Source organism: Providencia sp. (assembly GCF_052096715.1).
GTDB lineage: Bacteria > Pseudomonadota > Gammaproteobacteria > Enterobacterales > Enterobacteriaceae > Providencia.
The window spans coordinates 22,716-37,917 of the sequence record NZ_JBQDNB010000016.1 but is presented as its reverse complement, the minus strand read 5'-3'; the positions used below and the strand labels follow the sequence as shown (position 1 = coordinate 37,917).

Here is a 15,202-nt window from a genome sequence, read left to right as displayed (position 1 = left end):
CAAGAAAGGCTATCAGAAATAAACCTTGATAGTCTTTTTTATCACTTCAATTGGTATGATTCAAAAATAAGCTATTACTCGAAAAAACCATAGGTATTTTTGCTGGGTTTTAATTCCAAAATGGAGGAAGGGTCATTATTCGTCAGTAATTCGTTTTGCTTGATACAGTAAAAAGGGGCTAAATCCTTAACGTCACTTCGTAATGTCTCACAGACAGCACTATTAGACACCGTTAAATTTAAGCGGCCATCTTCATTCAATGGAATAAATAAGCCGGGGTCATAAGCTGTTCTAACCTTACCGACTGTATCCCCTATCCGATATACCACATCATATCCGACGATAACCAGTTCCATTTTTTTAGTAATCACACAAGTTCGTTGATGACTATCTGAAAAGAAAGGAAATGATTTATCTTGTAGTGCTTCAATCATAAACACTATTTTGCATTCATTTTGCGCAGGATGAAAACGGGAAAGTGATTCTTGACTAAAAGTACCTGGCACCCCAGTTACTGCACAATTTTCATATTCAATAATACGATTTGATTTAATAGGTTCTGTAGATAATACCGTTGCTAATTTAGCTTCTGGAGAGCGAGAAAATGAAGTTATTAGGAATGCTATAATTAAGATTACAGTAAGGCAAACTACTGATGTTGTTAACAACTTAAATCTAAGCTTCATAGAATGCCCTTATAAAAAAACAGAATGAATCTATTGTAGCAATTAATCAGGATAATTCGATAATTACCTACAGTAAATAAGGTTTTTTAGAATAATCCTAATTTTCAAAATATTATTTTAATAATATTTTGAAACAATTATAAACATTAAGTCACTCTAATAGCATACACCCAAAATGAGTCGAGATTTAATGTTATCTTCTATCCAAAATAACAATATTACACCAATGATATCACAGGATAAAATCAATATTAATCATGAGGTTAAAAAATCACGCACAAAATACATACAAAATAAACTTCAATTTAGACAATCTAACCTTGACTAACACTTAGCCAAAAAACTTTTTTATAAAATTTTTCAAATAGTCATTAATTATATTCCGTATTTATTTAATATAAGGTCATAATATTTTTTAAATAATTAATGTGCTTTCTATCATAAAAACAATTAAATAATTATTTAATTCGTAACAATTAAAATTTATTTAATTAAACTTTACTTATAAAATCAATTATATTTAACAACAAAATACATAAATCTCAACTATCTCTAAATACAGATTCGCTTAAATACATAACAGAAGAAATAATAACTATTGTAATTAGTTTCGGGCAGTAATGAGTGGTCAAGCAGTAAGATCTCATCATAGCAATAAATTCACCCTAATATAATAAGGTGAATTTTTATTGCCAATAAATACCTAACCGCTATTTTTAAAGATTGAATTAATGAAGTTTTAATTTAGGTCGAATAATACGGTTAATACTTCCTACTAGCATCATTAATCCTGTTTTCACATAACCATGAAGCGCTATTTGATGCATTCGATATAGCGAAATGTAGACAAATCGAGCAATACGCCCTTCAACCATCATGTCTCCACGCATCAGATTACCCATCAAACTACCCACGGTACTAAAACGCGACAACGAAACCAAAGAACCGTGATCTTTGTAGATATAATCTTTAAGCGGTTTTTGTTTCATAATCGCAATAATATTATCATAGCAACGACTTGCCATTTGATGGGCAGACTGTGCTCTTGGCGGGACAAATCCACCTTCGGGCTTAGCGCAAGAGGCACAATCACCAATAGCAAAAATAGAATCATCGAGAGTTGTTTGTAACGTCGGTTTGACTACTAATTGATTAATACGATTAGTTTCAAGCCCCGCAATATCTTTCATAAAGTCTGGTGCTTTAATTCCAGCAGCCCAAACCATAAGGTCTGCATGAATTTTGCCATCATCTTTAGTGTTAAGACCTTCTTTATCGGCACTTATTACCATCGTTTTAGTCAATACATTGACACCGAGCTTGTTCAGCTCTTGATGTGCAGCTCCCGAAATTCGAGGAGGTAAAGCAGGTAGAATTCGTTCCCCCGCTTCAACCAAAGTGACGTTTAATGCATCAGTATCTAAACCTTTGAAACCATAACTCGTCAATTGTTCAACAGCATTATAGAGCTCAGCCGATAACTCAACACCCGTTGCACCCGCGCCAACAATCGCAATATTAACTTTTTCTTCAGCATTACCACGAACCGAGTAACGAAGAAATAAATTAAGCATTTCATCATGAAAACGATGCGCTTGGTTCGGGCTATCTAAGAAAATACAATTTTCTTTCACCCCAGGTGTACCGAAATCATTTGAGGTACTGCCGAGCGCTATCACCAAAAAATCATAATGTAATTCACGCAATGGCACTAATAACTCGCCATTTTTATCGCGCAATTCACCTAAAATCACTTTTTTATTTTCACGGTCAATATTTGTTAACGAACCCAATTGGAAATGAAATGCATTATGGCGTGCATGGGCAAGATAGCTAATAGCATCTACACCATCATCTAATGAACCCGTAGCGACTTCATGTAATAGCGGCTTCCATAAATGGCTTGGATTACGGTCAACTAAAGTGATCTCGGCACGTTTTTTGCGGCCCAATTTGCGTCCTAAGCGAGTTGCCAGCTCTAAACCACCAGCACCACCACCTATAACGACAATCTTAGGTTGAGATAAGGTCATAATTTCCTCAATACAAAATATATTAATGTTATTAAAGATTTCTCATCATAAACATCTTTAATAACAATAATTAACCACTATTAACTCGAATAAAATAAAGAATATCACGACTGGCGCATTGGTCATACCAAATATTGATCAATATCAATTTAGTTGATTATTATGACAACGATCACAATCGTCAAATCATTTTTTGAAAAAAAGGAATCCAGATAGCGCTGACCATGCTGATATTAATCAATTTATGATAATCCGTCCAAGCTATTTGATAATACGAATCATTAATATTTTGCATGTCAAAATAAATTAGCCATAACGTAATCATTTATATTGTGATATTTGGATTAAAATTGAGGAAGTTATGATGAAATAGTCAAAAAAATGAGAAGGAATTATAGCGATAAAAAACCCTGAAAATAGTCATTTACTTTCAGGGTTTGTTCAATGTTAAATCATAGCGTCATCCAACGCTGATAGGTAAACTCACCTTATTTAACTTTTTTGATACGTGTATCCGTTGGTAATGCAATTGGTGAATTATCTTTGAAGTATTGCATCAATGCTTCATTGTCAGGTAAACCATAAACACGGTCTTTACCTTCTTTGAATGCAGAGAAACGGCTTCCACCTGTTGCCAAGAATTCATTGGCAGCAACACGATAACTCTTATTCATATCAATTGGCTTACCGTTAAGCTTCATTGAGCCTGGAATGACTTTATCGCCAACTGCACGACTATCGTCCCACTCATAATAGAAACCTTTGGAAACTGGCATAATTTGTGGACGAGCACGATCCCATTGCTGTTCTAGTGCAAGCTTAATTTGAGCGCCAGTTAATGACTGAGTCACAATCACATTTGAGAAAGGCTGCACAGTGAAGATATCACCATAAGTTAACTCGCCTGCTTTCAAATCAGCACGGATACCACCACTATTCATAAAGGCAATTTGTGCACCGCCAGCTTCTTTTGAAGAGGCTGAATACAATTGTCCGTCTGCAATAATTTTACCGAGTGTTGAATCACCCGCTGGCGATAGTTTTTTATCCGCTGAGCCATTTAATGTTCCCATCACTTGTTGGGCGATAGGTAAAGAAATACGCTCATACTTTTGCACAAACGTGGTTAACTCAGGATTTTTCTCATAACGCTTAGTTTCAACTGGGATATTTTTAGCGTCAATGCTAACAATATCTTTCGTTTTTCTATCAATTTCGATATTCAGTTGAGAAATCAATGTCCCGTTAGATTGTGCAGAAATTACTGTTTTACCATTAATTTCACAATTATAAGCTTGATGTGTATGTCCACTAACAACAAAATCCACAGCACCATCTAATTGCTTCACGATATCCACGATTGGACCTTGGATATTATCACAACGGTTTATATCTTTTTTCTTGGTATCAATTTGTTGAGTCGCACCTTCATGGATCAACACACCAATACTATTAATACCTTGTGCTTTTAACAATTGCACTTGCTTATTAATAGTTTCAACTTCATTTTTGAACTCTAAACCCGCAGTTCCGCTTGGTGTAACAATCGCAGGCGTACCTTCAAGTGTTAGACCAATGAATGCAACGGGGACACCGTCAAACTCTTTGATAAAGTAAGCAGGAAATAGCGTATTTCCCGTTTCTTTCACGATAACGTTAGCTGCTAAATAATTGAAATCAGCCCCTGCAAATGAGTCTTTACCGACACAACCCGCAGTTGGATGACAACCACCATTTTGTTTTCTTAAAAGCTCTTCTTTACCTTTATCGAACTCATGATTACCAACGGCACTGGTTTCCATGCCGATTGCACTTAAAGCTTCAATCGTAGGCTCATCATAAAACATGGATGAAAGTAGCGGACTCGCTCCCACTAAGTCCCCAGCACCCACCACGATCGTTTTGTTATTTTCAGCTCTTAATTGATTGATAAGGGTCGCGATAGACTCAATACCACCTAATTCACCATCACCTGGCGCTTGAAGTGCACCATGGAAGTCATTGATACCAATAACTTGAACTTTCAAATTATCATTAGTCGTTTTAGGTGCGCAACCAGCCATTAATGCACCAGCAACAAGCACTGTGAGTAACCCAATTTTATGTTTCATTTATTATTACCTTTTATAAACATCTACTTTCTAGAACATTTTGAAACGATATGTGGTTGTCATAGAGCCCGATAATGAATGCGCGCGCTGTGAATGGCCATTATATAATTTCGGTGTAGAATAATCAGATTCTTGCTCATGGTGCCAACCATAACCACCGCTTAAAGAAATTGATAAGTTCTTCATTGGTGTCCAATAACTAAACAAACCTGCTTGGCCTTGTCTTAATTTTTCGCCTTCATAAGAGAATTCACTATAGTTAGAACGAACACCCACTGAGAGATCTGGATTAATTTGATATTCAGCAGAAAGTCCTAACATTGTTTCGCCATCACGAACATAGTCGATATCTGAGTATGCTGGTGAATTAAAACGACCTCGCGTATTACCGATTGGATTACGTGCAAATTGACCCACGCCATTGGTTTTTTTCGCCGTGGTATGTGTTAAGCCTGCACCCAAAGTCCAAGGCGTTTCTGGCACTTTCCACTCTACAGTACCCGCGTAGTGCCATGCTCTCTTATCAAAATTGCGTTTTGTATTTTTTTCAGTAGTACGTTTTCCGTCACTGCCATACTCATGATTATAAATTTGAGAAGCCAGTGTAACGTCCGATGTTAGCTTATATTTAGCCTCGAGACCTTGTTGACGGAATACATCATCTGCTTGACCATAGAAATAATAAACTTTCAGCGGTTTTGTTTCATAATTGATGCCACCCGTAATTACGTGATCAAGGACATGGCGTTTACCATTACCGTCATCAAAATACATTTTATCAATATTAGGGCTATCACGACGCATTACTTTACTGTCGAGATACATCAAGTCTAAATTCCAATCACCGAGTGCAGTATTGGTGTAATAACCGCTATAGGTATTAAGAGAAAGACGTTGGGAGTTAGTAAAAATACCCTTGTTTTTCAGTGTAAACCAACCTGCTTTACCATTTATTTTAACAGGTTCAAAATCAAGTTTTACTTTAGCGTAGCGTTGACCAATTTTGTTATAGCCTTTAGCTTCACCATCATCGTTATACAAAATTGCACGAGAGGCGAAGTCTTTACTTGCCGCAAGTTTAATACCACCGTAGTACGAAGCATCAAACCCGATAACATCAGCGAAATAACCTGATTTATAATCAAGTTGTAAGTTTTGACCCCAAGCCTGTGCGACTTGTTTTTTATACCGTTGTTCTTCTTTGTCAAAACGATTTTCTGTTTTTAAATACTTCCACATATTACGTGTAGAAATCTCAAGTTCAGAATCAGCAACAAACGAATTTTCCTTGATTGTATCTTCCCAGTTACTCGCATTCGCTGCAGTAACGGCTAAATAACAAGGAGAAAGCATTAGTAAAACAAAATTTTTAACTTTCATTATGAATAAACCTAGTTAATGATTATTTGAATTAATTTTATGTTTGCCCATGTTGCCATGGGCAATAAAACACCATCTTTATATTTAGCTTAAAATAACTTCACTGACTTTTAATAAACATCACTTCCATTTCAAACACTAAAATCTTATTTTTCTACGCAAAAGAATTAAACACTAATATCAACTTACTTATCTCTTTAATTATTATCTTAATAACTATTTAAAAATAGACAAAACGAGTACGATGAGGCGTAATCCTCATACATTTAGTTATATTTAACTTAAACAGTTCAGCGTTTTTTTTGTTTTTTATCTCTCGTCGAGTAAATCTTCATTAGCTTCGAATTGTAATAATTTCGTCATAATCTGAATGCTATCGTAATTTACCGTCAATTAAAACGATCACTGTCACAACCTGTTACATCACTTGCATTTTATCTATGATTCAATGTGATTTACATCACATTGCGCTGTTGTATTCACTTTAATATCCACTGAACGATTAAAATTAAAAATCGCTATTTAGGTACATTTCAAATTTATCCAAACAATTTAAATGCAGATATATGTAATTACCTTCTACATATCGGTAAAGCAACCGATTACTTAATAGTAAAGATTGAAATATTAGATTTTGGATACATTGCAATCTATTTCTATATAACATTATTAATAAATATCTTTTTATATTACTTAACTTTTTTTATTATTTTCATTTCAGTTAAATAATATTAACAATTTGAAATCACACTAATTAGATGTAAATTCCATCAGTACTATTTTTAGTTTTATATGACAAGTTAACTAATAACTGCCAACTCTTAATGGACTATTTACCTAAAAAAATAAAAATAAAAAGAGATTAAAACTATATGAAGCTAAAAAACAATCAATATTTTTCCGATGCACAATAATGGTATTGATTAGAAATAATACTATTGGGGTATCGACTGCGTTCACTAACCTCATGTGAAATTTTGGACGATAGAGTAACAATAATTAATGTAATGGAAGATGTTTTAATCAGGGGGGAATCGAAAATTTATCCATCTGACATGGATCATCAAAGAATCAGCATGGTAAGGAATCGGAGGTTGTTACATATTTTGATGTATATCAGCTAGATATAATTTCTAGCTGATATCGATAAATTAGAAATTCAATAAAACTACTGACGATGCTCTTGCCATTTTTGGTGCAAATTGACCAATTGACGATGACCATCTTTCCAACGCTCTACACTTTGCAACTCTTTCAAACTGTATTGGCGACCACTATGATATAACTTAGAAGCTTGGCTATTTTGTTGTTTTGGTAAATTATCCAAAACACTCACAGCACCTTCAGGGTTATTACAAACAAGAACCATATCACAACCCGCATTTAAAGAAGCGCTAGCTCTTTCAGGGTAACTTCCCATAATAGCCGCGCCTTCCATAGAGAGGTCATCAGAAAAAATAACCCCGTTAAAGCCAAGTTGCTCACGAAGCACTGATTTCAACCAAAATGGTGAACCACTTGCAGGACGTTCATCTACCTGAGTGTATATAACATGAGCTGGCATAATGGCATCTAATAAATCTCTCTGGATAAAATCTTTAAAAATCGACATATCCTTACCACGAATGGTTTCTAATGAACGCTCATCACGAGGCGTTTCTTTATGTGAATCAGCTTTTACAGCACCATGCCCAGGGAAATGTTTACCTGTGGTCTTCATTCCAGCACTGTGCATACCTTTAATGAAACGCTCAGCCATCACCATTGCAATCTCAGGATTATCATGAAATGAACGTTCTCCAATCGCAATACTTTGATGACCTAAATCTAAAACGGGCGCAAAGCTGATATCAATATCCATCGCTATCATTTCGGATGCCATTAACCACCCTGCTTCTTGAGCAAGTTTTGCACCATCCATTTGGCTGTTTAGCTCAGCAAAAGCTTGTGCTGAAGGTAAGGCGGTAAAACCATCACGAAAACGCTGTACACGTCCACCTTCCTGATCGACAGCTATCAATAAGCGATGTCTTGATGCATCTCTGATTTGACGCACTAGTTCTCTTAATTGAGCGGCGTCATGAAAGTTACGGGTAAATAAAATCAAACCGCCAACTAAGGGGTGGGCTAATATTTCGCGCTCTTCATTGTCCAGCTCATATCCCTGAACATCCAGCATTATCGGACCCATAGCCTGCCTCGCTTATTAAACTATTCTACAAATGATTATCAACTCAGTTATCAGCGTTAACTATCAACCAAGTAAATTGAAATATTGCCTTAATGAATGTGATTGTAGCAAAAACTGCGGCTGATGACTTTCATTCCACTGCACTTCATACCACATTAACATCATATATTTTACCCATGGCGTCCATAAATGACAGTGCTTAGCTAGCCGTATTTTATCGCTATACGCACCACTGACATCACAGTAATGATGAAGAAAGAAATCTTGCTGATTTAAAGTAAGCTCATTGAATTGAAAATAAGTTTCTAATGAAAATGCGATATCCGTATTCGCCGCATATTCCCAGTCTAACAACATTATTTTCCCATCACTGTTACTGACAACATTTCCACTATGAATATCCATATGCGCCGGCGCAAGTTTTAATGTTTTCGGCATTTTCATCGTCAAAAATTGATGATGAATTTTTTTCCACCTTGGCGATAGGCGCTTTTTATCGATAAGAGCACCATAATGCGCAATTTCATTTCTCAATTGTAAGCGATAATTTAATAAAGGATGGCAATGCAACTGCGCAACAATGTTAGCGAGCTTTGCTTGAAATTCAGGAGAGACAAAGGTGGTATAGTGAGGGTTTTGCCCTACGCACCATGTTAATAATAACCAATGATTATTGCGGCCAATCAATTTCGGGGCATAAGGAAATTGTTCAAGTTGCTTTAAAATTTGTGCTTCTTTATCGCGATCAACATATAAAGATGACTGAGTTTGTCCATCGGCACGAGCAATAAGACTAATACGCTGATGGGCACACCGAGTTTGTAATAAATATGTGCCTCCAGACAAACCAGCTAAAGGCGTTATCTCCCAATTTTGCGTTAATACATGAGGAAAATAACGCATAAGCAAAGAGAATAACGCATTATTGTTATTCACTTTTTATTACTCAGCTGGTTACTGCTCGACTTTTCATTGTGCAGATTTTTACTACTCAATCGTGTGTTTACCCGTCCAAACAATTTCGCCTGTTTGCACTTCCATTAGCTGCATTTCAATATTGCGCTCTTTAGTTGAACCTGAAATAACACTGTAAATGACATAATCCGCTTGCACGTAACGCCCTAAACCAATCGCTTTACTGCGTGTCACAAGGCTATCATCTTGTGATAAACCCAATGTTTTACGTGCCGAACTCACAACACTTTGTGGCACAACCTTGAAGCGTTGCGTATTTTCAACCGCAGTGGTCATGGCACCGGTGACAACTTGTACAGGTAAAGAACCATTTGTATTATTTTTTACCGAATCAACCAACAACACTTTACCACTTTCAACACCTTCCGCTGATGCCATTTGTCCAACCAAAGGGGTAATCGATGCAGACCAATTCGTAGTTTGCTGTTTTGGTGGTGTAGGTACTTTATCTGTCGGTGGTGGCGGTGTCACTTGTGGCGGTTGTTCAGGCTCTACAGGTACGATTGGCGGTTGTTTAACCGGCTCTTGGGGAGGATAAGAGGGACAACCAGCTAATAATAACGTTGCAATTGCAACCCATAAAACGTGTTTCATGACTATTCTCCAGCCTTTGGTGGTAAGAATATATAAATACGGACATTGCGCGCTAAAGGTGAAAGACTCACGGCATTAACAGTCACCATCGAATTTCCTGGAATTTGTTGTGTTAAAACAGCGGATGTTTCAATTCTCAGCCCTTGCTCATCATACCAATACAAGCGATATAACACTGTCACAGCTTGTGGCTGTATATTGCTAATATTAATTGTGGCGGCTGTTTGATAATTTTCCACACTGATGATCGGATTTTCAGCAATGATACCTTCTGCTAAGACCGCAGATTCCATAATTATCCGCTGCTGCTCGTTAAATATGAGCCCATTTTTTTTGCCCCAAAGGCAACCACTCAATACCATTATCATGATACTGAGTGCAAAAAAACGCTTAGCCGTTATAGCAACATGTCCCACTGGGTTATCCATTATTTTGCAAGTAATGGGCCTAAATGGCGTCCGCCAACAAGGTGCATATGGATATGAAAAACTTCTTGGCCTGAATGTTCATTACAATTCATAATCAGGCGATAACCATTTTCAGCAATGCCTTCTTCTTTGGCAATTTTAGCTGCAACTGTAAATAAGCGACCGAGTGTTTGTTCATCATCAGCGGTAATATCATTAACGGTAGGGATAAGCTTGTTAGGAATAATCAAAACGTGAGTCGGTGCCTGCGGTGAAATATCACGAAATGCAGTAACCAGTTCATCTTGATAAACCACATCAGCAGGAATTTCACGTCGAATAATCTTACTGAAAATAGTTTCTTCTGCCATTTCATTTTCCTTAATAATTCAATAATGACTTATATTATGGTTAGTTAAAACCTAATCGCTGTTTTTACCCACATTCAAATGGAACAAGCGATTAAAATTCTCTGTGGTAATTTCAGCCATCTGCTCAACACTAATACCTTTAAGCACAGCCATATACTCCACAACATCACGAACATATGCAGGTTGATTCTCTTTACCACGATGGGGAACCGGTGCCAAATATGGCGAGTCAGTTTCCACTAAAATTCGATCAAGCGGGACAACACGTGCGGCTTCTCTTATTTGCTCAGCATTACGAAAAGTCACAATTCCCGAAAAAGAGATATACATTCCTAAATCAAGTAATTCTATCGCCGTATCTTTATCTTCAGTGAAACAATGTAAAACACCCCCACACTCAGTTACCTTTTCTTCTCGTAAAATCGATAAGGTATCTTCACGAGCTGCGCGAGTGTGCACAATAACAGGTTTGTTAACTTGACGCCCAATTCGAATGTGCTGACGAAAAGACGTTTGTTGCAACGCGGCATTTTCTTGCTGGTAATAATAATCAAGCCCCGTTTCGCCAAGGGCAACAACTTCACTGCCAGCCGCTAATTGCGCTAATCTTTCAAAATCATGGCCTTCATCTAAATTTAGTGGATGAATACCACAGGAAAACGCAATATTATCACGCATCCCAATAAGCTGTTTCATGCTTTCAAAGCCTTGCAACGTCGTGGCAACGGCTAACATGAAGTTGACATCACGCGCAGATGCCTTAGTAATAACATCATCAACGTTAGAGTGTATTTTTTCATAATCTAAGCAATCGAGATGACAATGTGAATCAACTACAAACATATTTTACTCTTTTCATAATGAGGGATTTGCAATCAATGCTTCCCATTGTAATAACTGATTAGTCAAAATCAATTCTTGATTAAGCGCAGAGACCGTCACTAATTGATGGCGACAATTTTGCCACTGCTCATAAGCATTAACTAGTTGTGAACGTGTCATCGAGGTCGATAACAATGAGACCCGTGATAATTGGTCTTGATTAATACAATATTGTACGGCATTTTGCTGCAATTTTAACGCATCCGATAATAGTCCTAATAACCAACTAATCAATTCAGGCCCATTATCGCTGTTTAAAATAGGTAGCAAACGTAATAAATCACGTTGTTGTAATGCAATCTCTAACTCGTCAAATAATGTACTACGTTTTTGCCAATGTTCTGGGCTAAGAAGTGCTAATGCCGCTATAGGTGAGCCTTGGCAAAGTTTCAACGCGGTTATCGCATTATTTGTATTCAAATTAGCAATTTGTTTTTGCAACCAATATAACGCGATTTGTTGTTCTGGCGCGGGTAAAAAATGTGTTAAACAGCGGCTTCTTAACGTTGCCAGTAGACTTTCTTTTTTCTCACAGCCTAGTAAGAAATAAGTTTCTTTGCCCGGCTCTTCTAGCGTTTTTAACAACGCATTTGCTGCTGCATCGGTTAATATCTCTGCATTAGGAATATAAACAACTCTAGCGCCGCCTTGTTGAGCATGACTGCTAAGTATTTCCGTGAGCTTCCTAACCGATTCAACACTAACCGTTTGCTTACCTTTTTCTGGCACTAAAACATGATAATCAGGATGTGTTCCTGCTAACATTAAGCGACAACTATGACATTCACCGCAACTTTTCAGTCCATCTTTCTTCTGACAAATTAACCAACGGCTAATACCATAGCAAAGAGCTTCAGCTCCATTTCCCGGAAATGCGTGCAATAATAAAGCATGATGCCCACGACCACTTTGATAAGTCGCTATTAATTGGCGATAGCTATCATTTAACCAAGGGTACCAGTTCATTACGTCATAACCTTATTTAGCTAACCATTGCTGAAGTGTACTACGAATATCTTTTTGAACTTGCTCGATATTTTGACTTGCATCAATGGTTAAAATGGACTCATCTTGAGCGGCAAGTTCGGTATAACGAGCACGAGTCCGTTCAAAAAAAGCTAACGACTCTTTCTCAATTCGATCAAGCTCACCTCGTGAACGTGCACGCTGTAAACCTAATGCAGGTGGAAGGTCAAGATAAAGCGTTAATGCAGGTTTGAAATCCCCTAGCACTAAATCACGCAAAGATTGCATAAGTTCGCGATCAATACATCTTCCGCCACCTTGATACGCTTGAGATGAAAGATCATGACGGTCACCAACAACCCACTTACCTGCGGCTAAAGCGGGTTTTATCACGGTATCAACTAACTGAACGCGCGCAGCATAAAGCATCAATAGCTCTGCTTTATCAGTCACTTTGTCACCTTCAATACCTTGTTTAACCAGTTCTCGTAGCTTTTCAGCTAACGGTGTACCACCAGGTTCACGTGTGAAAACGATATCTTGAATTCCGGCTTGGTTAAGGGTTTCAACAACCGTATTAATTGCAGTTGTTTTCCCTGCCCCTTCTAATCCTTCAATAACAATAAATTGGTTTTTCATTTTGTTTATCAATTTTTCTGTTCAATTTGTCGGTAAACTTTAACTGCACGGTTGTGGTCATTAAGGTTATGACTAAAAGTATGCCCACCCGTCCCATTTGCAACAAAATATAAGTAATCTGTTTTTGCTGGGTGCGCGGCCGCTTTTATTGATGCTAAACCCGGCATAGCAATTGGTGTCGGAGGTAGTCCATCTATCTTATACGTGTTATACGCTGAGTAGTTATCGAGATCGCTTCGGTAAATTTTACCACGGTACTTATCACCAAGCCCGTAAATAACGGTTGGGTCTGTTTGCAAACGCATGTTTTTCTTCAGTCGGTTAATAAATACAGAGGCTACCTGAGACCTTTCACTATCAATTCCGGTTTCTTTTTCAATGATTGAGGCCATTATCAGCATTTCATATGCATTTTTGTACGGCAAATCACGATCACGCCCAGCCCACTCTTCATCTAGGCTGTTTTTCATACGCTGATAAGCGCGTTTGAGGATATCGGTATCTGCTGTTCCCGCTGTATATGAATAAGTATCAGGATACAACCACCCCTCAAGTAAACCTTCGCCATCATAACCAATCATCGCGTATAATTCAGTTTGGGTTGCATCCTTAGCTTTATTTTCTAAATAAGGTGCATCACGTAAAATATTACTCCAATCTGAGAAACGATTTCCTTCAATAAAACGAATTGAAAACTGAGCTTCTTTACCACTCGCAATAAGCGCCAAAACTTGTTCAACATTCATTTCAGGTTGTAAACGATAAGTACCTGCTTTCATTTTTGCCAATTCAGGGCGTAGCTTTAATAACCACTGAAATTCATGTCCTTGCTCAATGATATTATCTTTAACAAGTAAATCTTCCAATGCAACACGACCCGTTCCCGCAGGTACTGTAAATATTTTTTCTTGCGTTAAATTGACTGTCACTTTTGCATAGTTAATAACCTGTCGATACTGCAAATAAGCAGCAATTCCACCGACTAATACGAGAACAAAGATAACAAGTGCTATTTTTTTGGCTAATTTCATGTTTTGACCACTTAAAAACTAGGTTTGCCGATATAGATCAGATTTGAAAGTATTAACTACATCTGACAACGCAAAAGCAGATATTCAAATAATTCTCGTGATTGGTATTCCAATACAGACTGTGACTCTTTCAAGGTAATTGTCGCCACCGGTAAAATTGGCATTAAACTATTACAAATAACAACCTCATTACATTGAGCCAATATCGCCGGAAACCGTTCGACTTCTTCCAAAGTGTACTGACTGCCAGAAAGAAGTGCCATTATCTTTTGTCTCATAAGCCCATTCACACCTGAATAAGATAATGCCGGGGTATAAACTCGATTTTTCACACGCCAAAAGAAATTAGCACTACAACACTCGACCATGATGCCATTGGTATCTAATACAATCGCTTCATCTACTTGCGCTTCATCGATTTCCTGTCGGATCAAAACTTGTTCTAAACGATTAAGATGCTTCATTCCTGCCAGCAAAGTATTTCGACTCAATGGAATTGAGCTAAGGATAAGTTGAGCACCTGTTTGCTGCAATAGCGGATAATGTTGAGGAAATTCTGAAATCGCAGTGATGACTGTGGGTTGGTTAAACCCTTTTGAACTATACCCCCGACCACCTACACCACGGCTAATAATCACTTTCACGACAAACTCATCATCAGTTTGTTCACGACATATCGCTTCTATATGTGCGGTAAGCGCCTGCCAATCCGGCTGTGGTAATTTTAATCGTCGGCTATCACTTATCAAACGACCAATATGATTTTTCAACATTTGTGCATGTTGATTAACCCCATGTATAGTCGTAAAGCAGCCATCCCCGAATGAAACAGCGCGATCAGCGACATCGATTTGATTACAAATTTGACCATTTACCCAGTATGACATTGATTATACTTATAATAAAAGCTGATAAATCAGACAGTAACATAATGGA

14 protein-coding genes are annotated in these 15,202 nt (G+C 37.4%); all 14 read right to left on the bottom strand.

The genetic code is table 11. From position 1 onward, the window contains the following. Positions 1 to 74 precede the first annotated feature (74 nt). The gene (umoD, locus tag ACTH6U_RS13150; RefSeq protein WP_441832386.1) at positions 75 to 686 is read right to left on the bottom strand and encodes a UmoD family flagellar biogenesis regulator; all 612 of its coding nucleotides are present in this window, start codon (positions 684 to 686) and stop codon (positions 75 to 77) included. A 728-nt stretch (positions 687 to 1,414) separates the two neighbouring features. Then, a complete protein-coding gene (locus ACTH6U_RS13145) occupies positions 1,415 to 2,719 on the bottom strand; it encodes an NAD(P)/FAD-dependent oxidoreductase (protein WP_441832385.1) in 1,305 nt (434 codons plus the stop codon). A 488-nt stretch (positions 2,720 to 3,207) separates the two neighbouring features. Then, the gene (locus tag ACTH6U_RS13140) at positions 3,208 to 4,830 is read right to left on the bottom strand and encodes a bifunctional metallophosphatase/5'-nucleotidase (protein WP_294105574.1); all 1,623 of its coding nucleotides are present in this window, start codon (positions 4,828 to 4,830) and stop codon (positions 3,208 to 3,210) included. A gap of 30 nt (positions 4,831 to 4,860) precedes the next feature. Next, positions 4,861 to 6,210 carry an OprD family outer membrane porin gene (locus ACTH6U_RS13135; RefSeq protein WP_294105571.1) on the bottom strand — a complete coding sequence of 450 codons (1,350 nt, stop codon included), beginning with the start codon at positions 6,208 to 6,210 and terminating at the stop codon, positions 4,861 to 4,863. 1,168 nt (positions 6,211 to 7,378) lie between these two features. Further along, entirely contained in the window at positions 7,379 to 8,401 is a 1,023-nt protein-coding gene (gene nagZ, locus ACTH6U_RS13130) for a beta-N-acetylhexosaminidase (protein ID WP_441829780.1), read from the bottom strand. 63 nt (positions 8,402 to 8,464) lie between these two features. Continuing rightward, positions 8,465 to 9,337 carry a phosphotransferase gene (locus ACTH6U_RS13125; protein WP_441832384.1) on the bottom strand — a complete coding sequence of 291 codons (873 nt, stop codon included), beginning with the start codon at positions 9,335 to 9,337 and terminating at the stop codon, positions 8,465 to 8,467. Positions 9,338 to 9,388: 51 nt separating this feature from the next. Next, positions 9,389 to 9,970 carry a penicillin-binding protein activator LpoB gene (gene lpoB, locus ACTH6U_RS13120; RefSeq protein ID WP_294105564.1) on the bottom strand — a complete coding sequence of 194 codons (582 nt, stop codon included), beginning with the start codon at positions 9,968 to 9,970 and terminating at the stop codon, positions 9,389 to 9,391. Positions 9,971 to 9,972: 2 nt separating this feature from the next. Next, on the bottom strand, positions 9,973 to 10,398 hold the full coding sequence (locus ACTH6U_RS13115) for a YcfL family protein (RefSeq protein ID WP_294105561.1): 426 nt from the start codon (positions 10,396 to 10,398) through the stop codon (positions 9,973 to 9,975). After that, positions 10,398 to 10,748: a purine nucleoside phosphoramidase gene (gene hinT, locus ACTH6U_RS13110; protein ID WP_434719119.1), complete on the bottom strand. Its 351-nt coding sequence runs from the start codon at positions 10,746 to 10,748 to the stop codon at positions 10,398 to 10,400. Before hinT ends, ACTH6U_RS13115 begins: the two co-directional genes overlap by 1 nt. Positions 10,749 to 10,799: 51 nt before the next feature. Then, positions 10,800 to 11,591: a metal-dependent hydrolase gene (locus tag ACTH6U_RS13105; RefSeq protein WP_441832383.1), complete on the bottom strand. Its 792-nt coding sequence runs from the start codon at positions 11,589 to 11,591 to the stop codon at positions 10,800 to 10,802. A gap of 12 nt (positions 11,592 to 11,603) precedes the next feature. Next, positions 11,604 to 12,596 (bottom strand): DNA polymerase III subunit delta', encoded by a 993-nt coding sequence (holB, locus tag ACTH6U_RS13100; protein WP_434719120.1) that lies wholly within the window; start codon positions 12,594 to 12,596, stop codon positions 11,604 to 11,606. A gap of 12 nt (positions 12,597 to 12,608) precedes the next feature. After that, positions 12,609 to 13,235 (bottom strand): dTMP kinase, encoded by a 627-nt coding sequence (gene tmk / locus ACTH6U_RS13095; protein WP_441832382.1) that lies wholly within the window; start codon positions 13,233 to 13,235, stop codon positions 12,609 to 12,611. A gap of 8 nt (positions 13,236 to 13,243) precedes the next feature. After that, a complete protein-coding gene (gene mltG / locus ACTH6U_RS13090) occupies positions 13,244 to 14,266 on the bottom strand; it encodes an endolytic transglycosylase MltG (RefSeq protein WP_441832381.1) in 1,023 nt (340 codons plus the stop codon). A gap of 56 nt (positions 14,267 to 14,322) precedes the next feature. Then, on the bottom strand, positions 14,323 to 15,153 hold the full coding sequence (gene pabC, locus ACTH6U_RS13085) for an aminodeoxychorismate lyase (RefSeq protein WP_441832380.1): 831 nt from the start codon (positions 15,151 to 15,153) through the stop codon (positions 14,323 to 14,325). Positions 15,154 to 15,202 lie beyond the last annotated feature (49 nt).

Coding starts and splice junctions, on each gene's coding strand:
- ACTH6U_RS13115 (WP_294105561.1), bottom strand. CDS start 10,398: ATGGATAACCCAGTGGGACATGTTGCTATAACGGCTAAGCGTTTTTTT.
- mltG (WP_441832381.1), bottom strand. CDS start 14,266: ATGAAATTAGCCAAAAAAATAGCACTTGTTATCTTTGTTCTCGTATTA.
- ACTH6U_RS13135 (WP_294105571.1), bottom strand. CDS start 6,210: ATGAAAGTTAAAAATTTTGTTTTACTAATGCTTTCTCCTTGTTATTTA.
- tmk (WP_441832382.1), bottom strand. CDS start 13,235: ATGAAAAACCAATTTATTGTTATTGAAGGATTAGAAGGGGCAGGGAAA.
- ACTH6U_RS13140 (WP_294105574.1), bottom strand. CDS start 4,830: ATGAAACATAAAATTGGGTTACTCACAGTGCTTGTTGCTGGTGCATTA.
- nagZ (WP_441829780.1), bottom strand. CDS start 8,401: ATGGGTCCGATAATGCTGGATGTTCAGGGATATGAGCTGGACAATGAA.
- hinT (WP_434719119.1), bottom strand. CDS start 10,748: ATGGCAGAAGAAACTATTTTCAGTAAGATTATTCGACGTGAAATTCCT.
- holB (WP_434719120.1), bottom strand. CDS start 12,596: ATGAACTGGTACCCTTGGTTAAATGATAGCTATCGCCAATTAATAGCG.
- ACTH6U_RS13145 (WP_441832385.1), bottom strand. CDS start 2,719: ATGACCTTATCTCAACCTAAGATTGTCGTTATAGGTGGTGGTGCTGGT.
- umoD (WP_441832386.1), bottom strand. CDS start 686: ATGAAGCTTAGATTTAAGTTGTTAACAACATCAGTAGTTTGCCTTACT.
- pabC (WP_441832380.1), bottom strand. CDS start 15,153: ATGTCATACTGGGTAAATGGTCAAATTTGTAATCAAATCGATGTCGCT.
- lpoB (WP_294105564.1), bottom strand. CDS start 9,970: ATGAAACACGTTTTATGGGTTGCAATTGCAACGTTATTATTAGCTGGT.
- ACTH6U_RS13105 (WP_441832383.1), bottom strand. CDS start 11,591: ATGTTTGTAGTTGATTCACATTGTCATCTCGATTGCTTAGATTATGAA.